The sequence below is a fragment of the Cohnella lupini genome (genome assembly GCF_003386205.1).
GTDB classification, from domain to species: domain Bacteria; phylum Bacillota; class Bacilli; order Paenibacillales; family Paenibacillaceae; genus Cohnella; species Cohnella lupini.
In genome coordinates, this window is record NZ_QRDY01000023.1 from 1 (window position 1) to 16,183 (window position 16,183).

Below are 16,183 nucleotides of genomic sequence, written 5' to 3' on the forward strand. Positions count from 1 at the left end.
AAGAACACCAGGTTGATAGGCTCGGGGTGGAAGCGCGGTAACGTGTGCAGCTGACGAGTACTAATCGGTCGAGGGCTTATCCTAACGAATGGACATGATAAGGTAATTGAACCTCAGCATCTCCTCACCTTTGCTTGCTTCGCATCCAGTTTTCAAGGCATGAGCCTATTTAAGCGCAAATTCGAGCTCCCTTTATTAAGGGTGCTTTTTTTGTTTGTCTTTTCATGCGGATCGCTTTTCGCGTTCGACGAATAAAGCGAAGGCGGCGCCCCGATAATAAAGAATAGATGAAACAAAAACGTTGGGTCGAATCGCCTTTGCATTTTTTGAAAAGCTGCGTATAATAAGGATATGGTCAAAGAAAGTCAAAGTCAGTTCCGCCCCCGTTAGACGAAAGGAGGTTGGACGTTGCCGAACATTACCGATCTCATCGAGCTTTACTTGAAGCAAGTGCTGCAGAGTAGCTCGGAAGGGTCCATCGAAATCCAAAGAAACGATCTTGCGGATAAGTTTTCGTGCGTACCGTCGCAAATCAATTACGTAATCAGCACGAGGTTTACGCTGGAAAAAGGCTACTACGTGGAAAGTAAGCGCGGCGGCGGGGGATACATTCGCATCCAGCAAGTCAGCCTGCCTTCACTCGAAGCGGTGCAGCGTCATATCCAGCAAACGGTAGGCGATCAGATCGACCAAACAGCCGCCGAAGGACTTATTTATCAACTAGAGGAAGCGCGTTTCCTTACCGTGCGGGAGTCGAACCTGCTTAAAGCGGCCGTATCCAGGGACGTATTGGCCGTGAAGCTACCGCTAAGGGACGAGATCAGAGCCAAGCTAATGAAGGCAATGCTTGTCGCGTTGCTCCTGAAATGAGGAAAGGAGGCTTGTCAGATGAATTGCCAGGAATGCGGCAAACGTCCGGCTACGCTGCATTTTACGAAAATCGTTAACGGCGAGAAGGCGGAGCTGCATATTTGCGAAACGTGCGCGAGGGAGAAGGGGGAACTCATTCCCGGCACCTCGAGCGGGTTTTCCATCCATAACCTCCTATCGGGGTTGCTTGATTTCGAGCCTCCGAATCCCAATTCGATGGCTAAACCGCACGCCGTCAAATGCGATACCTGCGGAATGACCTATACCCAGTTCAGCAAGATCGGACGTTTCGGTTGCAGTCATTGCTATAAGCAGTTCTCGGAAAGGCTTGATCCTTTGCTGAAACGGGTACATGGTAATACGGTACATGTCGGCAAAGTGCCAAAGCGAGCCGGTGGACGTTTGAAGACAAAACGGGAAATAGATCGTTTGAAGAAAGAAATGCAAGGACGGATCGAGCGGGAAGATTTCGAGACCGCCGCACAGCTTCGGGACCGTATTCGCGAGCTCGAGAAAGAAATGAGCGGCTGAAGGGAAGGTTTAGACTATGGCTAAACGGAAATTCGTCAAACAAGCGCTCAGTCATTGGATGAACGGCGAAGGTCCCGATTCCGAAGTCGTCATCAGCAGCCGCGTGCGCATTGCCCGCAACATTCGCAACATGCCCTTCCCTTTGATGGCCGGGCCGGAGCAATCCTTGTCGGTCATGGAGCAATTGCTCGGGGTTGCCGAGAGCGGAAGGTTGAACGGGCTAGGCAAGATCGAGCAAGTCCGGTTGACCGAACTGACGGAGCTCGAGAAGCTGGTGCTCGTCGAGAAGCATCTGATCAGTCCTAACTTGGCTAATGAGTCCCGCAACGGGGCGCTCATATTGAGCCCTAACGAGGATATTAGCGTCATGATCAACGAAGAGGACCACTTGCGCATTCAATGCTTAAGCTCAGGGTTCCAAGTGCTGGAGGCTTGGGATGCGGCGAGTAAAATCGACGATATTTTCGAGGAACAAGTCGATTATGCCTTCGACGAGAAGCACGGCTATCTGACAAGCTGCCCGACGAACGTCGGGACCGGGATTAGGGCATCGGTCATGATGCACCTGCCGGCCCTCGTCATGACAGGTCAGATCGGAAGGATATTATCCGCTGTCACCCAAGTGGGATTGGCCGTGCGAGGTCTTTACGGCGAAGGAAGCGAAGCGACGGGAAACCTGTTTCAGGTATCCAATCAAATTACGCTGGGACAATCCGAGCAGGAAATCATCGAGAATTTATTTCAAGTCGCACGCCAAATGGTCGAACACGAGAAGTCCGCGAGGAGTAAGCTATTAACCGAATCCCGTTTGCGCGTCGAAGATCGGGTGCGCCGATCGTTCGGTATTCTGTCGCAGGCGATGATCATGGATTCCAAGGAAGCCGCCCAACGCTTATCGGATATTAGGCTCGGCGTTCATCTTGGGTTGCTCCCCGAAGTGAACGAGCTTATCTTAAACGAACTTCTCGTCTCTACTCAGCCCGGATTTTTGCAACAAACGTTCGGGGAAGCGATGAGTCCGGAGGATCGGGACAAATCAAGAGCGGAATTAATTCGTTCGCGACTGGAAACAACTTCATAAATGTTTTATTCTTAACCTTATAGAGGAGGTATGTCACATGATGTTTGGTAGATTCACGGAACGTGCGCAGAAGGTGTTGGCCCTAGCTCAGGAAGAAGCGGTACGTTTGGGACACAACAATATCGGTACCGAACATATATTGCTCGGTTTGATCCGGGAAGGGGAAAGCATTGCCGCTAAAGCTCTGATCGCGCTCGGACTTGGACTGGAAAAAATCCAGGACGAAGTGGAATCGCTGATCGGACGGGGGCAGGAGCAACCCACGAATATCGCATATACCCCTCGCGCCAAGAAAGTCATCGAGCTTTCCATGGACGAAGCGCGTAAGCTGGGACATACTTACGTGGGCACGGAGCATATTCTGCTGGGTCTCATCCGAGAAGGCGAGGGAGTAGCAGCCCGCGTTCTGAACAATCTGGGCATCAGCCTTAACAAAGCTCGCCAGCAAGTGCTTCAATTGCTTGGCAGCAACGAAAGCGTCTCCCAGAACCATGGTCCTTCCGCTAACGTAAGCACGCCGACGTTGGATGGCTTGGCCCGGGATCTGACCGCTAGCGCAAGGGAAGGCAATATCGACCCCGTCATCGGCAGGCAGAAGGAAATCGAACGCGTGATTCAGGTTCTTTCGCGTCGGACGAAGAACAACCCGGTATTGATCGGGGAGCCTGGCGTAGGTAAAACGGCGATCGCCGAAGGTCTCGCGCAGAAAATAGTCAACAACGAAATTCCCGAAACTTTACGCGACAAACGCGTAATGACTTTGGATATGGGCTCCGTCGTTGCAGGTACGAAATACCGCGGAGAATTCGAGGATCGTCTGAAAAAAATCATGGACGAAATTCGCCAAGCGGGTAACGTCATCCTCTTCATCGACGAGTTGCATACGTTGATCGGGGCTGGCGGAGCCGAAGGCGCGATCGATGCTTCCAATATTCTGAAGCCTGCTCTTGCTCGCGGCGAACTTCAATGCATCGGGGCAACCACGCTGGACGAATACCGCAAATATATCGAGAAAGACGCAGCCTTGGAACGCCGGTTCCAACCGATAACGGTTGATCAACCGACTCCGGAGGAAGCCGTTCAAATTCTGCTCGGCTTGCGCGACCGTTACGAAGCTCATCATCGGGTCAAAATCACCGACGAAGCGATCGATGCGGCTGTTAAGCTATCCGACCGGTATATTCCGGATCGCTTCTTGCCGGATAAGGCGATCGATCTCATCGATGAAGCAGGCTCCAAGGTAAGGCTTAATTCCTACACGGTACCGCCTAACCTGAAGCAATTGGAAACAAGGCTCGAGGATATTCGTAAAGAGAAGGACGCCGCCGTTCAAAGCCAAGAGTTCGAGAAAGCGGCAGCCCTTAGGGATACGGAACAGAAAATCCGCGAAGAGCTCGACCATACGAAGAACCTGTGGAAAGAGAAGCAAGGACGTACCGATTCGGAAGTTACGCCCGAGGATATCGCCCAGGTCGTGGCAAGCTGGACCGGCATTCCTGTTCGGAAGCTGGAAGAGGAAGAAACGGAACGCCTCCTGAACATGGAGAGCATTCTTCACGACCGCGTTATCGGTCAAGACGAAGCCGTCAAGTCCGTTTCCCGAGCCATTCGGCGCGCGCGTGCTGGCCTCAAGGATCCGAAGCGTCCGATGGGATCCTTCATCTTCCTAGGACCTACGGGCGTCGGTAAAACGGAGCTTGCCCGGGCTATCGCGGAAGCGATGTTCGGCGACGAGAACGCGGTTATCCGCATCGACATGTCGGAATATATGGAGAAGCATTCGACTTCCCGTCTCGTCGGAGCGCCTCCGGGCTACGTCGGCTACGAGGAAGGCGGCCAGCTGACGGAGAAAGTCCGTCGCAAGCCTTATTCGGTCGTATTGCTTGACGAGATCGAGAAAGCCCACCCGGAAGTATTCAACATCTTGTTGCAAGTACTCGAGGACGGTCGCTTGACGGATTCCAAAGGACGTGCCGTCGACTTCCGCAATACGCTGATTATCATGACTTCCAACGTCGGCGCGGAGCAAATCAAGAAAAACTCGACGCTGGGCTTCACGGCCGCGCAAGATGCGGGACGCGATTACCAGAACATGAAGGAAAAGGTGCTCGCCGAGCTTAAGAAATCGTTCCGTCCGGAGTTCCTCAACCGGATCGACGAGTCCATCGTGTTCCATCCGCTTAACGAAGAGCATATCGCTCAGATCGTTACGCTTATGGCCGACGACCTTCGCAAGCGTTTAGTGGAGCACAACGTTAGCTTCGAGCTGACCGATTCGGCCAAAGCCTTCCTAGCCAAGGAAGGATACGATCCGCAGTACGGAGCGCGGCCGCTTCGCAGGGCGATTCAGAAGCATATCGAAGATCGCTTGTCGGAAGATCTGCTGCTCGGCAAGATTTCGAAGGGCAACGCCCTCTTGATTGACGAAGAGGATGGCGGCCTTATCGTTAGGCAGAAAACCGAGATCGAATTGTCCAAAGCTTAAGAATACACGGAAAGAAGGACTCTCCGTTACGACGCTTATGAGCGCGTGCGGAGAGTCTTTTTTCCGTTCAAACACCACGCTACGGTCTTTGGGACGGCGACAGCCGTTTGAGCTTGTGTTAAAATTCAAATATAGGACAACAAAGGAGCCGTTGCTAGAGATGGCCAAGGTCAAAACGAAATTCGCCTGTACCCAGTGCGGCACCGAGTCCCCGAAATGGATGGGCAAATGCCCGGGCTGCAACGAATGGAACACGATGGTAGAAGAAACGGAAACGCAGATCAAGGCTCCGGTCGGTCGGGGCGAGCTACTCCGTACGAAAGAAAAGGCGCGAGCTATCATAGATATAGAAAGCGGGAAAGAACCTCGCGTTTCGACGGGACTATCCGAGCTGAACAGGGTGCTCGGAGGAGGGCTCGTTCCGGGTTCGTTGTTGCTCGTCGGCGGTGACCCCGGCATCGGGAAATCGACTTTGCTGCTGCAAGCTTCGTACTCCTTGTCCACTCAAGGCTTGAAGGTGCTTTACGTGTCGGGAGAAGAATCCGTCCGTCAGACCAAGCTAAGAGCGGACCGACTGGGCGCATTAAACGACAGGCTCTTCGTTCTATGCGAGACGAACTTGGAAGTGATCGAAGAAGCGATTACGGAAGTGGAGCCCGATTTTCTCGTGATCGACTCGATCCAGACGGTGTATCGGCCCGAGGTGGCTTCAGCTCCGGGCAGCGTTGCCCAAGTAAGGGAATGCACCGCTCATTTCATGAGAATCTCCAAAATAAACGGAGTGGCTACCGTGTTAGTCGGGCACGTTACCAAGGAGGGGGCAATCGCCGGACCGCGGCTGCTTGAGCATATGGTCGATTGCGTGCTGTACTTCGAAGGCGAACGTCATCATACTTATCGTATATTGAGGGCCGTTAAGAACCGCTTCGGCTCTACGAACGAAATCGGGATTTTCGATATGACCGAGGACGGGCTAAGGGAAGTCACGAATCCTTCCGAGCTGTTCCTCTCGGAAAGGCCGTTAGGGGTATCGGGCTCTACGGTCGTCGCGAGCATGGAAGGTACAAGACCCGTTCTCGTTGAATTGCAAGCGCTTGTAGCGCCGACTCACTTTCCGTCGCCCAGACGGATGTCGTCGGGCTTCGATCATCATCGCATGTCGCTGGTCATCGCGGTATTGGAGAAGAGAATGGGCATGTTCTTCCAGACGCAGGATGCGTATTTGAACGTGGCGGGCGGCGTAAAGCTCGACGAACCCGCGGCGGATTTGGCTGCGGCGGTCAGTCTCGCGTCCAGCTTTAAGGACTCGGCGACGAAGCCCTTCGACGTTATTTTCGGCGAGGTGGGCTTGACGGGAGAAGTACGCGCCGTCTCCAGGGCGGAGCAGCGAGTGAGGGAAGCGCACAAACTGGGCTTCAAGCGGGTGATCATGCCGGAGCAAAGCATGAAGGGATGGCAGCCGCCGCAAGGAATCTCGATCATCGGCGTAAGGACGGTCGCAGAGGCGCTTAAAGCCGCATTGGAATAGGGGGTATCGATCATATAATGAAAGAGAACAAGGACAAGGATCCGAAGGAAAAAGAGCGCACGCAACAGGAAAAAACGATGAATCTGCTACTGCAGATGGTTGCTCCTGGTACCCCGTTCCGGGATGGGCTGGAGAACGTGCTGCGCGCGAAAACCGGAGCGTTGATCGTCGTAGGCTACAGCCCGGAGGTAATGGAACTTGTAGACGGCGGTTTTTCCATCAACTGCGATTTCAGCCCTAACTATTTATATGAATTAGCGAAAATGGACGGAGCAATCATTCTAAACGAGGACGTTAAACGCATATTATACGCCAATACCCAATTGATACCGAATTCCTCCATCTCCTCTTCGGAAACCGGTATTCGTCATCGGACGGCGGAGCGGGTGGCGAAGCAAACCGGAAAGCTTGTCGTATCCATCTCCCAAAGACGTAACGTCATTACATTGTATCAAGGCAACTTGCGCTATGCGCTTAAAGAGATGGGCGTCATCCTGACGAAAGCCAATCAGGCGATCCAGACGTTGGAGAAATACCGGGCCGTGTTTACTCAAGCGCTAACGAATTTGTCGGCGTTGGAGTTCGAAGAGCTAGTGACTATGCATGAGGTTGCACACGTTATTCAACGAGCGGAGATGGTTCTGCGCATCAATAACGAAATCAATCGTTACGTGCTTGAACTCGGAAACGAGGGCAGGCTCATTAGCATGCAGAAGGAAGAATTGGTCGGAACGGCGGAAGAAGAGGCTTGGTTGCTGCTTAGAGATTACGCGAAGGACGACGGGGAGAACAAGGTGCGGGAAATCCAAGCGACCATCCGCAAGCTCTCGTCGGAAGAATTGCTCGATTCGGCTGCTCTAATCCGCATACTCGGTTATCCTTCCCTAAGCTCGGTCGTGGAAGAAGGCTTGCTTCCGCGCGGTTATCGAATGCTAAGTAAAATTCCTAGGCTTCCTAGCATTATCATTCATAACTTGGTCGACCGTTTTGGAGCTCTTCCGCATATCATAATGGCTTCGATCGAGGAACTGGACGAGGTAGACGGAATCGGAGAGGTGCGGGCGCGGGCGATTAAAGAGGGTTTGAAACGGATTCAAGAACAGGTGTTTATTGACAGACAGATATAAGGGGACTACAATTGGAATGTTCTTCAAACTACCGAAATTAGCTTATTTTCGATTAATCGTGCTTACAATCGGCGCTAAACATTCGGATCGGATCGGGATTGAGCTGGCTTCCGCGCTTAACATTCCGATCAATAGGGTATAGTAAAGTCGAGGTGGCAAACATGATTACAAAGTCGATACCGAATCTTTTCACCATAGGAAATTTGTCATTAGGCGTAATCGCCATCATACTGGCATTCAACAATGAGACGAATAGTTCGAATACGGCCGCTTTATTGGTTATTATAGCTATGCTTCTTGACGGGTTGGACGGTCGCGTAGCCCGCGCGTTGAACGTGCAGAGCGAATTCGGCAAAGAGCTGGATTCGCTTTCCGATGTTATTTCGTTCGGGGTCGCGCCGGCTTTCATTATGTATCAAGCGGCTTTTCAAGAAGTCAGTCCGGCGCTGGCTTGGATCGTAACGGCTATTTTCCCGATCTGCGGAGCTTTGCGGTTGGCGAGGTTTAACGTTATCGACGGCATACCGGGCTATTTCATAGGCTTGCCGATTCCCGCGGCTGGCGGAGTACTTGCCACGCTGGCGCTGTTCCACCACGAATTACACTTTTCTTTGTTGCTAATAAGCACGGTGGCGCTTTCCTTCTTGATGGTAAGCAACATGAAATATCCGAACTTCAAGAAGCTCGGTTTGCCGAAGAAAGCGATATGGGCAATTCCCGTTGTCGTTCTTGGAGCAGCCATTCTAGCTTATATGTTCCAAGAGGCGATTCCCAAGGTCATTCTGGCCTTGTTGCTTCTCTATGCTTTATGGGGCCTAAAAAAAAACGTTGATGGGCTGTTGCCCTCAAGCAAGCGCTCCAAGCGGAGGAAGGCAGCCGCGGAGGAGAAAGAGCAATCCAAGCACAGCGCATAGTTTATGCGGTTAATCCTTCATTTTTTCGCGTTAAAAGCATCGAATCTCTCGAATAAGGGAGTTTCGATGCTTTTTTGCGTTGCGCAAAAATGAAAAAGGAGGCGAAAAGTCCGATAGACTTATGCCCCCGCTTGAAAATACGTGCTTTAAGTTAAATTAAACCAGCCTAGCGTGGAGCATTTATCAGCTTCCTTGGCAACGACGTCCTCGAGGCTGATATCCAGCAAATTGCACATAGCCGACATGTAAAACAGGTTCTTGCCCATCTCGCTCCGGATGACTTCGCGGCATGGCTCGCATAATGCGCCTTCCATGTGGGATTTCGATTGGCGATTCGCTTGATCAAGCGGCATCTCCTCCGAGAATCCTTGGTTTCTGGCGGTTAATTCGATGCATCCGCATTCGGTAATCGATTTGGATACGGCGCGGTTCACGGAAGCATTAGACTGGCTGTACTTCGTAACGACATCAAGCAGACTGCGATGACGGAGCAACAATTCCGACACCTGACTCTGGAATTCCTGGAGCGTAGGTGCGCCCATCCGTTCCACCTCGGTTACCGTTTATTTACTAATCCTCTTTTATTATAGTTCAAGGGATCCCGGATTTCAAAAGAAGTTGTTATTTTTGAGGAAACTTTAAGAAGGCTGCCCGTCGGAGGTTTGCAATCGGAAAATTGGAACATACTAGTAACGACATTTCTGATTTATTACAAGAAAGGGAGTGATTTATCATGATCATGAAAAGAATTATTCAGATCGTCGGCCTTCTGATGGGCGGTATGCTAGGTCAACAGATGTCTACCTGGCAAACGTCATCGGATTCGCCATGGATGGGAGCGTTGCTGGGAGCTTCTACGGGTTCCGGAGGAACCTTCAGCGCGGTCATTGGGGCTTTTGCCGGGTTTCTGCTGGCTACCTCCATTGCTTCTCCGTTATCCCGTTCTTTGCAAAGGGGAATCGATAAGCTATCCAGTTACCCCATGTCCGATCTCGTATCCGGCTTAGTCGGCTTAACCTTTGGTCTCGCACTTTCTTCATTCCTGTATCCTTATGTAACGGATATTCCGTATGTGGGACAAGTAATGGCAGCGGTATCTGCGCTTACGCTTGGTTATGCGGGTCTTAGAATTGGCATGCTCAAAAGGGAAGAGCTCGGGGATTGGATTCGCGCGCGCAAGACGATCGAGGTGCCGAAAAGCGACGGGCCCCGGTACGAGGAGCACAAAATTCTCGATACCAGCGTCATCATCGACGGACGAATCGCCGACATTTGCAAAACGGGTTTCATCGAAGGAACGTTGGTCATACCGGAATTCGTGCTGGAGGAGCTGCAGCATATCGCGGATTCGTCCGATCTTCTCAAGCGCAATAGAGGGCGCAGAGGGCTGGATATTCTGAATAAGATTCAGAAGGAGCTGGACGTCAGGGTGCTTATTTACGAGGATCCGAACGAGGAGCCGGGAGAAGTGGACAGCAAGCTAGTGAAGCTAGCTAAAGCGATGCAAGGAAAAGTCGTCACCAACGACTTCAATCTAAACAAAGTTTGCGAGCTTCAAGGCGTATCCGTGCTGAACATCAACGATCTGGCGAATGCGGTCAAGCCCGTCGTTCTTCCGGGCGAGGAAATCGTCGTGCAGGTCATCAAGGATGGCAAAGAACACGGCCAAGGCGTGGCTTACTTGGACGATGGCACGATGATCGTAGTGGAAGGCGGCAGGGACTACATCGGAACGACGATGGAGGTGCTCGTGACGAGCGTCCTTCAGACATCGGCGGGCCGAATGATCTTCGCGAAGCCCAAGCTATTGGAAAAAGCGCTCTAACAAGGTATGATAATAGAATTATGGGCGGGACGCGCTCCGTGTCCCGTCTTTTGTTTGTAATCATGAGAGAATAAGTCGCATCTTAAGGGGATCGTGCCATGGAGTGGGGAGCTGTCGTGGTTGCCGCAGGACGTGGCACCCGAATGGGCGCCGCGGATAATAAGCCCTATCTGAAGGTGGCGGGACGCACCGTTCTGGCCCATGCTCTGGAAGCCTTCGAGAGAAGTCCATCCGTTTCCTCGATCGTGCTGGTCGTCTCTTCCGGAGAGCAGAAGAAGGCGGCGGAAATCGTCGGGGCAGAGGGATTCCGCAAAGTAACGTTAATCATACCGGGCGGGGCCGAGCGTCAGGATAGCGTGTATGCCGGGCTTGAAGCCTTGCGTACCGAGGGCGTGCTGGTCCATGATGCGGCAAGGCCCCTCGTGACGCCGGATCAGATCGAGGCATGCTGCCGCGCGGCGGAAGAGCATGGCTCTTCGGCATTGGCCGTACCGGTGAAAGATACGATCAAAATTTCGGACGGCAACGGCTTCATCGTTGCGACCCCGGAACGCAGGACGCTGTGGAGCGTGCAGACTCCGCAGGCTTTTTTGCGTCTGGAGCTTATGCAGGCGCACCGCAATGCTCAGGAGAACGGCGCGTCGGCCACGGATGATGCGATGCTGCTCGAGCGGATAGGCCGCAAGGTTGCCATCGTCGAAGGCGATTATCGGAATTTGAAAATCACGACGCCCGAGGACCTGCCGATAGCGGAGCTGCTGATCGCCGGGCGTCAAGGAAAGGGGAGTCCGCAATGATACGAATAGGACAAGGGTTTGACGTCCATCAGTTGGTCGAAGGTCGTCCATGCATTATCGGAGGAGTGACCATTCCTTACGAGAAGGGGCTATTAGGCCACTCGGACGCGGATGTCTTACTCCATACGATAAGCGACGCCATTCTGGGCGCGCTTGCGCTAGGCGATATCGGCAAGCATTTTCCCGATACCGATCCGGAGTTCAAGGATGCGGATAGCGTGAAGCTGTTGGAGCATGTATGGGCTTTGGCCAAGGAGCTCGGGTACAAGCTCGGCAATGCCGACGCGACGATCATCGCCCAAGCGCCGAAGATGGCTCCATACATCCCGGCGATGGTAACGGTCATCGCGAGGGCGCTTGAATGCGAAGAATCGCAAGTCAACGTCAAAGCGACGACGACGGAACGTCTGGGCTTTACCGGTCGCGGCGAAGGCATCGCGTCGCAAGCCGTCGTTTTATTGATTCGGGAATAGGCTTATAAGCCAAGGAGGAATACCTATGTCGACCAAAGTCCGCGTGCGTTACGCGCCGAGCCCTACGGGCCATTTACATATCGGCAACGCCAGAACCGCCATTTTCAACTATTTGTTCGCTCGCCATCACGGCGGAGAATTTATCATTCGCATCGAGGATACGGATGTTAAGCGCAACGTGGCAGGCGGCGAGGAAAGTCAGCTGACGTATCTGAAGTGGCTGGGCGTCGATTGGGACGAGAGCACCGACCGGCCGGGCGAATACGGCCCTTACCGCCAGACCGAGCGCTTGGAGATTTACGACGCGCACACTCGGCAATTATTAGACCGGAAGCTAGCGTACCCGTGCTATTGTAACGAAGAAGAGCTGGAGCGGGAGCGGGAAGAACAGACGGCTCGGGGGGAAACGCCAAAGTACTCGGGCAAGTGTCGCCATCTTAACGCCGAGGAGCAAGCCTCTCTGGCAGCGGAAGGGCGGACTCCCAGCGTCCGGTTTACCGTTCCCGTTGAACGGGTGTACGCCTTCAAGGATACGGTTAAAGGAGAAATCTCATTCCAAGCCGACGATTTCGGGGATTTCGTTATCGTGAAGAAAGACGGCATTCCGACATACAATTACGCCGTCGCAGTCGATGACCATCTCATGGCGATCACTCACGTACTTCGCGGTGAAGATCATATCACGAACACGCCGCGCCAACTTATGATCTACGAAGCGTTCGGTTGGACGCCGCCGGAGTTCGGGCATATGACGCTGATCGTCAACGACCAACGGAAGAAGCTGTCCAAGAGAGACGAATCCATCGTGCAGTTCATTCAGCAGTACGATGAATTGGGCTATTTGCCGGAGGCTTTATTCAACTTCATCACTTTGCTCGGTTGGTCTCCGGAAGGAGAAGAGGAGATCTTCGGCCGCGAGCAGCTGATCGAGATTTTCAACGCCAACCGTCTTTCCAAGAGTCCGGCCGTATTCGATACCGCCAAGCTTAGCTGGCTGAACCAGCATTATCTGAAGCAAGTCTCCCCGGAGCGGGTCGTCGAGCTATGCGTCCCCCATCTGATTAAAGCTGGACGATTGCCCGCTGAGCCGAACGCTCAAGAGCTGGAATGGGCCACCGCTTTGGTGATCCTGTTCCGCGATCATCTTCGCTTCGGGGCGGAAATCGTCGCGCTCTCGGACTTGTTCTTCGTGGAGAAGCTAGAGTTCAACGACGAAGCCGCCATCGTCATGGCCGAAGAATCGGTACCGACCGTGCTGAGCGCTTTCCGCGATCAGATCGAAGCGGCAACAGAGGCCGATTTCTCCATCGACAACATCAAGGCGTGGATCAAAGCGGTACAAGTCGCTACGGGAATTAAAGGCAAAGGCTTATTCATGCCCATTCGGGTTGCTTTGACCGGTCAGACGCACGGACCCGATCTGAACGGGACGGTGTGGCTCCTCGGCCGCGACCGGGTTCTGAAGCGACTAACGCGTTAATAAAATAGAGCACGGGCGGCATGGGTATCCCTTGTCACCCGAGTAACGTTGGGATATACTTGTGCTATATCGAAAATGTGCGACGAACAGGAAAGTAAGTTTCGTATACGGATGTCCAGAGAAGGCGGTCTAGGCTGAGAGCCGCCACATTCACGCGAAACCGAAATTGCGCCTGGGAGCTGTGCCGCCGATCGGACTTCCGAAGGTAACGCGATGATTGTTATCGCATACTCGGGGAAAGTCGCGGGTAAGCGGTGCCGGGGGGAGCCCGTTAACCATCCGATGAGGAGCCGAAGTCTTTTTACGGACGACGACTCAAGCAGAGTGGGACCACGTCATGACGTCTCTGCAGCGATAAGCTGCAGGGGCTTTTTTATTTATCCGGTCATTCTGGTGTTCAAGAATTCATGCCATTATAGATAGATATGGGGAGGGACTGGATATGGGATTGTGGCGAAAGGTCAAGTCCGACATCGATGCGGTGTTCGAGAACGACCCCGCGGCCCGGAGCTGGTTCGAAGTCGTGTTTACTTATTCGGGTTTACATGCAATCTGGTCTCATCGAGTCGCGCATTTCTTATACCGCCACAAGCTATTTTCGGTCGCGAGGGTGATTTCTCAGGCTAGCCGTTTCTTTACCGGCATCGAGATTCACCCAGGAGCCCGCATCGGGAGTAAACTGTTCATCGATCACGGCATGGGAGTCGTCATCGGAGAGACATGCGAGATCGGGGACGAAGTCGTCATCTATCAGGGGGTAACGCTAGGCGGCACGGGCAAGGAGAAGGGCAAACGCCATCCGACGATCGGGAATCGGGTCGTTATCGCGTCGGGAGCCAAGGTGTTGGGATCGTTCAAGGTCGGGGATCACACCAACATCGGCGCGAACTCCGTCGTTCTTCGGGAAATTCCGCCCAACAGCACGGTCGTCGGCATTCCGGGAAGAATCGTGAAGCGAGACGGCAAGAAAATCGGAGATCGCCTCGATCACACGAACCTTCCGGATCCGCTCATCGAGACCTTTCGGTTCATGCAGAAGGAAATCAATGATTTGAAGACCGAGGTCGAACGGCTGAAAGCCGCTGAGGGGAACGGGCACACTAAACCCAAAGACTCGAACGAGTCTGCCCGAGCGAATGAGACGGTCCCCATTTCGGCCTATGATACTAAAAGGAGCTAATTCAAGTGAAACTTAGAATATACGACAGCATGGCGCGGGAGCCGCTGCTTTTTATTCCTCGCGAACCGGGTAAAGTGAATATGTACGTGTGCGGACCGACCGTGTACGACTATATCCATATCGGGAACGCCCGGCCCGTCATCTTCTTCGACGTCGTTCGCCGCTACTTGGAGGCTATCGGCCTTCAAGTCAATTACATCGTGAACTACACGGACGTCGACGATAAAATGATCCGCAAAGCCGCCGAGCTCGGTTGCACGGTACCGGAGCTGGCCGAAAGATTCATCGCGGCGTTTAACGAAGACCGGAGCGCCCTCGGCTCTAAGCCTCCGACGGTCTCGCCGCGGGTGACGGAGAACATAACCGAAATCGTTGATTTCATCAAGGGCTTGGTCGATCAAGGATCCGCTTACGAGAACGCGGGAGACGTTTATTTCCGCACGGCTTCTTTTCCCGAATACGGTAAGCTATCCCATAAGAACCTCGACGAATTGCAATATGGCATTCGGATCGACGTGGACGAGCGCAAGGAAAGCCCGCAGGATTTCGTGCTGTGGAAAGCCGCGAAGCCCGGGGAAATTTTCTGGCCCAGCCCATGGGGAGACGGACGTCCGGGCTGGCATATCGAATGCTCGGCGATGGTGCGCAAGTTCGCTGGCGACACGTTGGACATCCACGGAGGCGGACACGATTTGCAGTTCCCTCACCACGAATGCGAGATCGCCCAATCGGAATCTTTCACGGGCAAGCCGCTGTCCCGTTATTGGATGCATAACGGCTTCGTCAATATTAACAACGAGAAAATGTCGAAGTCGCTCGGCAACGGGGTAAACGTTCGGCAGCTGTTGAAAGGAACATCCAAATTCGCGATTAGATATCTCATGCTGGCGACTCATTATCGCAGCCCGCTTAATTTCAGCGACGAGACGATCCGGCAGGCGATCAACAGCGTCGAGAGACTGACGAACAATCGCGACAACGTCAAGCACCGTTTGTCATCCGTTGCCCAAGGATCGCTTTCCCTTGCATCGGACAACAGCTTGATCGAGAAGCTCGACCTGCTGCGTACCGAGTTCCATTCCCGCATGGAGGACGATTTCAGCACGCCGGACGCGATAACGGCATGGTTCGGCCTCGTTTCGGAAGTGAATGCTTATCTGAAAAGGGAAGTCGTAAGCGAGAAGGATTTGAACCTTATCCTAAGCCGGATCGAGGAAATGAACGGAATTCTGGGACTGATGCCGGAAATCGAGGACGTAGGCCTGCTCGACGAAGAAGTAGACGCGCTGATCGCCGAACGAACTTCGGCGCGCGCCAGCCGCAACTTCGCTCGGGCGGACGAAATTCGCGATTTATTGGCGAACAGGGGAATTCTACTCGAGGATACTCCGCAAGGCATTCGTTGGCGGCGCAAATGACGGAGCGCGAGAGCTTGAACGAGGTGTCCGTCGCGCCAGTCATTTCGCCGGAACTGCCCAAGGACGTTCCCGTTAATCTTCTTTCCCCGGTCGTGTTGGCTTATATCGGAGACGCCGTATTCGAAATATACGTCAGGCAGCGGCTCGTTGCGGGTTTCAACCGCAAGCCCCACGAATTGCACCGCGCGGCCACGGGTTACGTCTCCGCCGCCGCCCAAGCGAAGCTTCTGCAGAAATGGATGCCGTTGCTTTCCGAAGAAGAAGCCGACATCGTCCGTCGCGGCCGCAACACCAAGTCGGGCCAACCGCCTAAGAACGCGGATCCGGCCGATTATCGCCATGCGACGGCGTTGGAATGCTTGGTCGGACACTTGTATTACAGCGGAGCCAAGGAGCGATTGGAGCAACTGATCGATATCGCTTTCTTAGATCGTTCTGCCAAGACGTAACGCAATAAACCATAAAGGAAGATGC

General features: G+C 53.4%; 16 protein-coding genes and 1 rRNA gene. 16 read left to right on the forward strand and 1 reads right to left on the reverse strand.

The genetic code is table 11. The features are described from left to right. The 9 genes from DFP95_RS24220 to pssA all read left to right on the forward strand — a co-directional run. Nucleotides 1–84: ribosomal RNA gene (locus tag DFP95_RS24220) — 23S ribosomal RNA — on the forward strand; the annotation flags it as partial. A 324-nt stretch (nucleotides 85–408) separates the two neighbouring features. Then, nucleotides 409–870, forward strand: a complete 462-nt coding sequence (locus tag DFP95_RS24225) for a CtsR family transcriptional regulator (RefSeq protein WP_115995278.1) — start codon at nucleotides 409–411, stop codon at nucleotides 868–870. 18 nt (nucleotides 871–888) lie between these two features. After that, the gene (gene mcsA, locus DFP95_RS24230) at nucleotides 889–1,401 is read left to right on the forward strand and encodes a protein-arginine kinase activator protein McsA (protein WP_115995279.1); all 513 of its coding nucleotides are present in this window, start codon (nucleotides 889–891) and stop codon (nucleotides 1,399–1,401) included. A 16-nt stretch (nucleotides 1,402–1,417) separates the two neighbouring features. After that, the gene (mcsB, locus tag DFP95_RS24235; protein WP_115995280.1) at nucleotides 1,418–2,482 is read left to right on the forward strand and encodes a protein arginine kinase; all 1,065 of its coding nucleotides are present in this window, start codon (nucleotides 1,418–1,420) and stop codon (nucleotides 2,480–2,482) included. A 37-nt stretch (nucleotides 2,483–2,519) separates the two neighbouring features. Further along, nucleotides 2,520–4,967, forward strand: a complete 2,448-nt coding sequence (locus DFP95_RS24240) for an ATP-dependent Clp protease ATP-binding subunit (RefSeq protein WP_115995281.1) — start codon at nucleotides 2,520–2,522, stop codon at nucleotides 4,965–4,967. Between the two features lie 160 nt (nucleotides 4,968–5,127). Beyond that, complete coding sequence (radA, locus tag DFP95_RS24245; protein WP_115995282.1) at nucleotides 5,128–6,495, forward strand: DNA repair protein RadA; 1,368 nt, start codon at nucleotides 5,128–5,130, stop codon at nucleotides 6,493–6,495. A 17-nt stretch (nucleotides 6,496–6,512) separates the two neighbouring features. After that, nucleotides 6,513–7,622: a DNA integrity scanning diadenylate cyclase DisA gene (disA, locus tag DFP95_RS24250; RefSeq protein ID WP_115995283.1), complete on the forward strand. Its 1,110-nt coding sequence runs from the start codon at nucleotides 6,513–6,515 to the stop codon at nucleotides 7,620–7,622. Nucleotides 7,623–7,638: 16 nt separating this feature from the next. Continuing rightward, the gene (locus tag DFP95_RS29665; protein ID WP_281273450.1) at nucleotides 7,639–7,764 is read left to right on the forward strand and encodes a hypothetical protein; all 126 of its coding nucleotides are present in this window, start codon (nucleotides 7,639–7,641) and stop codon (nucleotides 7,762–7,764) included. A 19-nt stretch (nucleotides 7,765–7,783) separates the two neighbouring features. Further along, the gene (gene pssA / locus DFP95_RS24255) at nucleotides 7,784–8,536 is read left to right on the forward strand and encodes a CDP-diacylglycerol--serine O-phosphatidyltransferase (RefSeq protein ID WP_115995284.1); all 753 of its coding nucleotides are present in this window, start codon (nucleotides 7,784–7,786) and stop codon (nucleotides 8,534–8,536) included. Nucleotides 8,537–8,682: 146 nt separating this feature from the next. Here pssA and DFP95_RS24260 read toward each other — a convergent pair whose 3' ends face one another. Further along, a complete protein-coding gene (locus tag DFP95_RS24260) occupies nucleotides 8,683–9,078 on the reverse strand; it encodes a nucleoside triphosphate pyrophosphohydrolase family protein (protein ID WP_115995285.1) in 396 nt (131 codons plus the stop codon). A 194-nt stretch (nucleotides 9,079–9,272) separates the two neighbouring features. Here DFP95_RS24260 and DFP95_RS24265 point away from each other — a divergent pair, with 194 nt between their 5' ends. From DFP95_RS24265 to DFP95_RS24295, 7 genes are all read left to right on the forward strand, one after another. Continuing rightward, nucleotides 9,273–10,361, forward strand: a complete 1,089-nt coding sequence (locus DFP95_RS24265; protein ID WP_115995349.1) for a PIN/TRAM domain-containing protein — start codon at nucleotides 9,273–9,275, stop codon at nucleotides 10,359–10,361. Nucleotides 10,362–10,459: 98 nt separating this feature from the next. Beyond that, nucleotides 10,460–11,158, forward strand: coding sequence for a 2-C-methyl-D-erythritol 4-phosphate cytidylyltransferase (gene ispD / locus DFP95_RS24270; protein ID WP_115995286.1), 699 nt, complete (start codon nucleotides 10,460–10,462; stop codon nucleotides 11,156–11,158). Further along, nucleotides 11,155–11,631, forward strand: a complete 477-nt coding sequence (gene ispF, locus DFP95_RS24275) for a 2-C-methyl-D-erythritol 2,4-cyclodiphosphate synthase (protein ID WP_115995287.1) — start codon at nucleotides 11,155–11,157, stop codon at nucleotides 11,629–11,631. Before ispD ends, ispF begins: the two co-directional genes overlap by 4 nt. 25 nt (nucleotides 11,632–11,656) lie before the next feature. Further along, the gene (gene gltX / locus DFP95_RS24280; RefSeq protein ID WP_115995288.1) at nucleotides 11,657–13,111 is read left to right on the forward strand and encodes a glutamate--tRNA ligase; all 1,455 of its coding nucleotides are present in this window, start codon (nucleotides 11,657–11,659) and stop codon (nucleotides 13,109–13,111) included. A gap of 442 nt (nucleotides 13,112–13,553) precedes the next feature. Continuing rightward, nucleotides 13,554–14,291, forward strand: coding sequence for a serine O-acetyltransferase EpsC (epsC, locus tag DFP95_RS24285; protein ID WP_115995289.1), 738 nt, complete (start codon nucleotides 13,554–13,556; stop codon nucleotides 14,289–14,291). Between the two features lie 5 nt (nucleotides 14,292–14,296). Further along, nucleotides 14,297–15,709, forward strand: coding sequence for a cysteine--tRNA ligase (cysS, locus tag DFP95_RS24290; protein ID WP_115995290.1), 1,413 nt, complete (start codon nucleotides 14,297–14,299; stop codon nucleotides 15,707–15,709). Further along, nucleotides 15,706–16,158 (forward strand): Mini-ribonuclease 3, encoded by a 453-nt coding sequence (locus DFP95_RS24295; protein WP_115995291.1) that lies wholly within the window; start codon nucleotides 15,706–15,708, stop codon nucleotides 16,156–16,158. The genes cysS and DFP95_RS24295 overlap by 4 nt, the downstream gene beginning before the upstream one ends. Nucleotides 16,159–16,183 lie beyond the last annotated feature (25 nt).

What these genes read in the sequence shown, in the direction of transcription:
- mcsA (WP_115995279.1), top strand. Translation starts at nt 889, where the DNA reads ATGAATTGCCAGGAATGCGGCAAACGTCCGGCTACGCTGCATTTTACG.
- mcsB (WP_115995280.1), top strand. Translation starts at nt 1,418, where the DNA reads ATGGCTAAACGGAAATTCGTCAAACAAGCGCTCAGTCATTGGATGAAC.
- DFP95_RS24240 (WP_115995281.1), top strand. Translation starts at nt 2,520, where the DNA reads ATGATGTTTGGTAGATTCACGGAACGTGCGCAGAAGGTGTTGGCCCTA.
- radA (WP_115995282.1), top strand. Translation starts at nt 5,128, where the DNA reads ATGGCCAAGGTCAAAACGAAATTCGCCTGTACCCAGTGCGGCACCGAG.
- disA (WP_115995283.1), top strand. Translation starts at nt 6,513, where the DNA reads ATGAAAGAGAACAAGGACAAGGATCCGAAGGAAAAAGAGCGCACGCAA.
- DFP95_RS29665 (WP_281273450.1), top strand. Translation starts at nt 7,639, where the DNA reads ATGTTCTTCAAACTACCGAAATTAGCTTATTTTCGATTAATCGTGCTT.
- pssA (WP_115995284.1), top strand. Translation starts at nt 7,784, where the DNA reads ATGATTACAAAGTCGATACCGAATCTTTTCACCATAGGAAATTTGTCA.
- DFP95_RS24260 (WP_115995285.1), bottom strand. Translation starts at nt 9,078, where the DNA reads ATGGGCGCACCTACGCTCCAGGAATTCCAGAGTCAGGTGTCGGAATTG.
- ispD (WP_115995286.1), top strand. Translation starts at nt 10,460, where the DNA reads ATGGAGTGGGGAGCTGTCGTGGTTGCCGCAGGACGTGGCACCCGAATG.
- ispF (WP_115995287.1), top strand. Translation starts at nt 11,155, where the DNA reads ATGATACGAATAGGACAAGGGTTTGACGTCCATCAGTTGGTCGAAGGT.
- gltX (WP_115995288.1), top strand. Translation starts at nt 11,657, where the DNA reads ATGTCGACCAAAGTCCGCGTGCGTTACGCGCCGAGCCCTACGGGCCAT.
- epsC (WP_115995289.1), top strand. Translation starts at nt 13,554, where the DNA reads ATGGGATTGTGGCGAAAGGTCAAGTCCGACATCGATGCGGTGTTCGAG.
- DFP95_RS24295 (WP_115995291.1), top strand. Translation starts at nt 15,706, where the DNA reads ATGACGGAGCGCGAGAGCTTGAACGAGGTGTCCGTCGCGCCAGTCATT.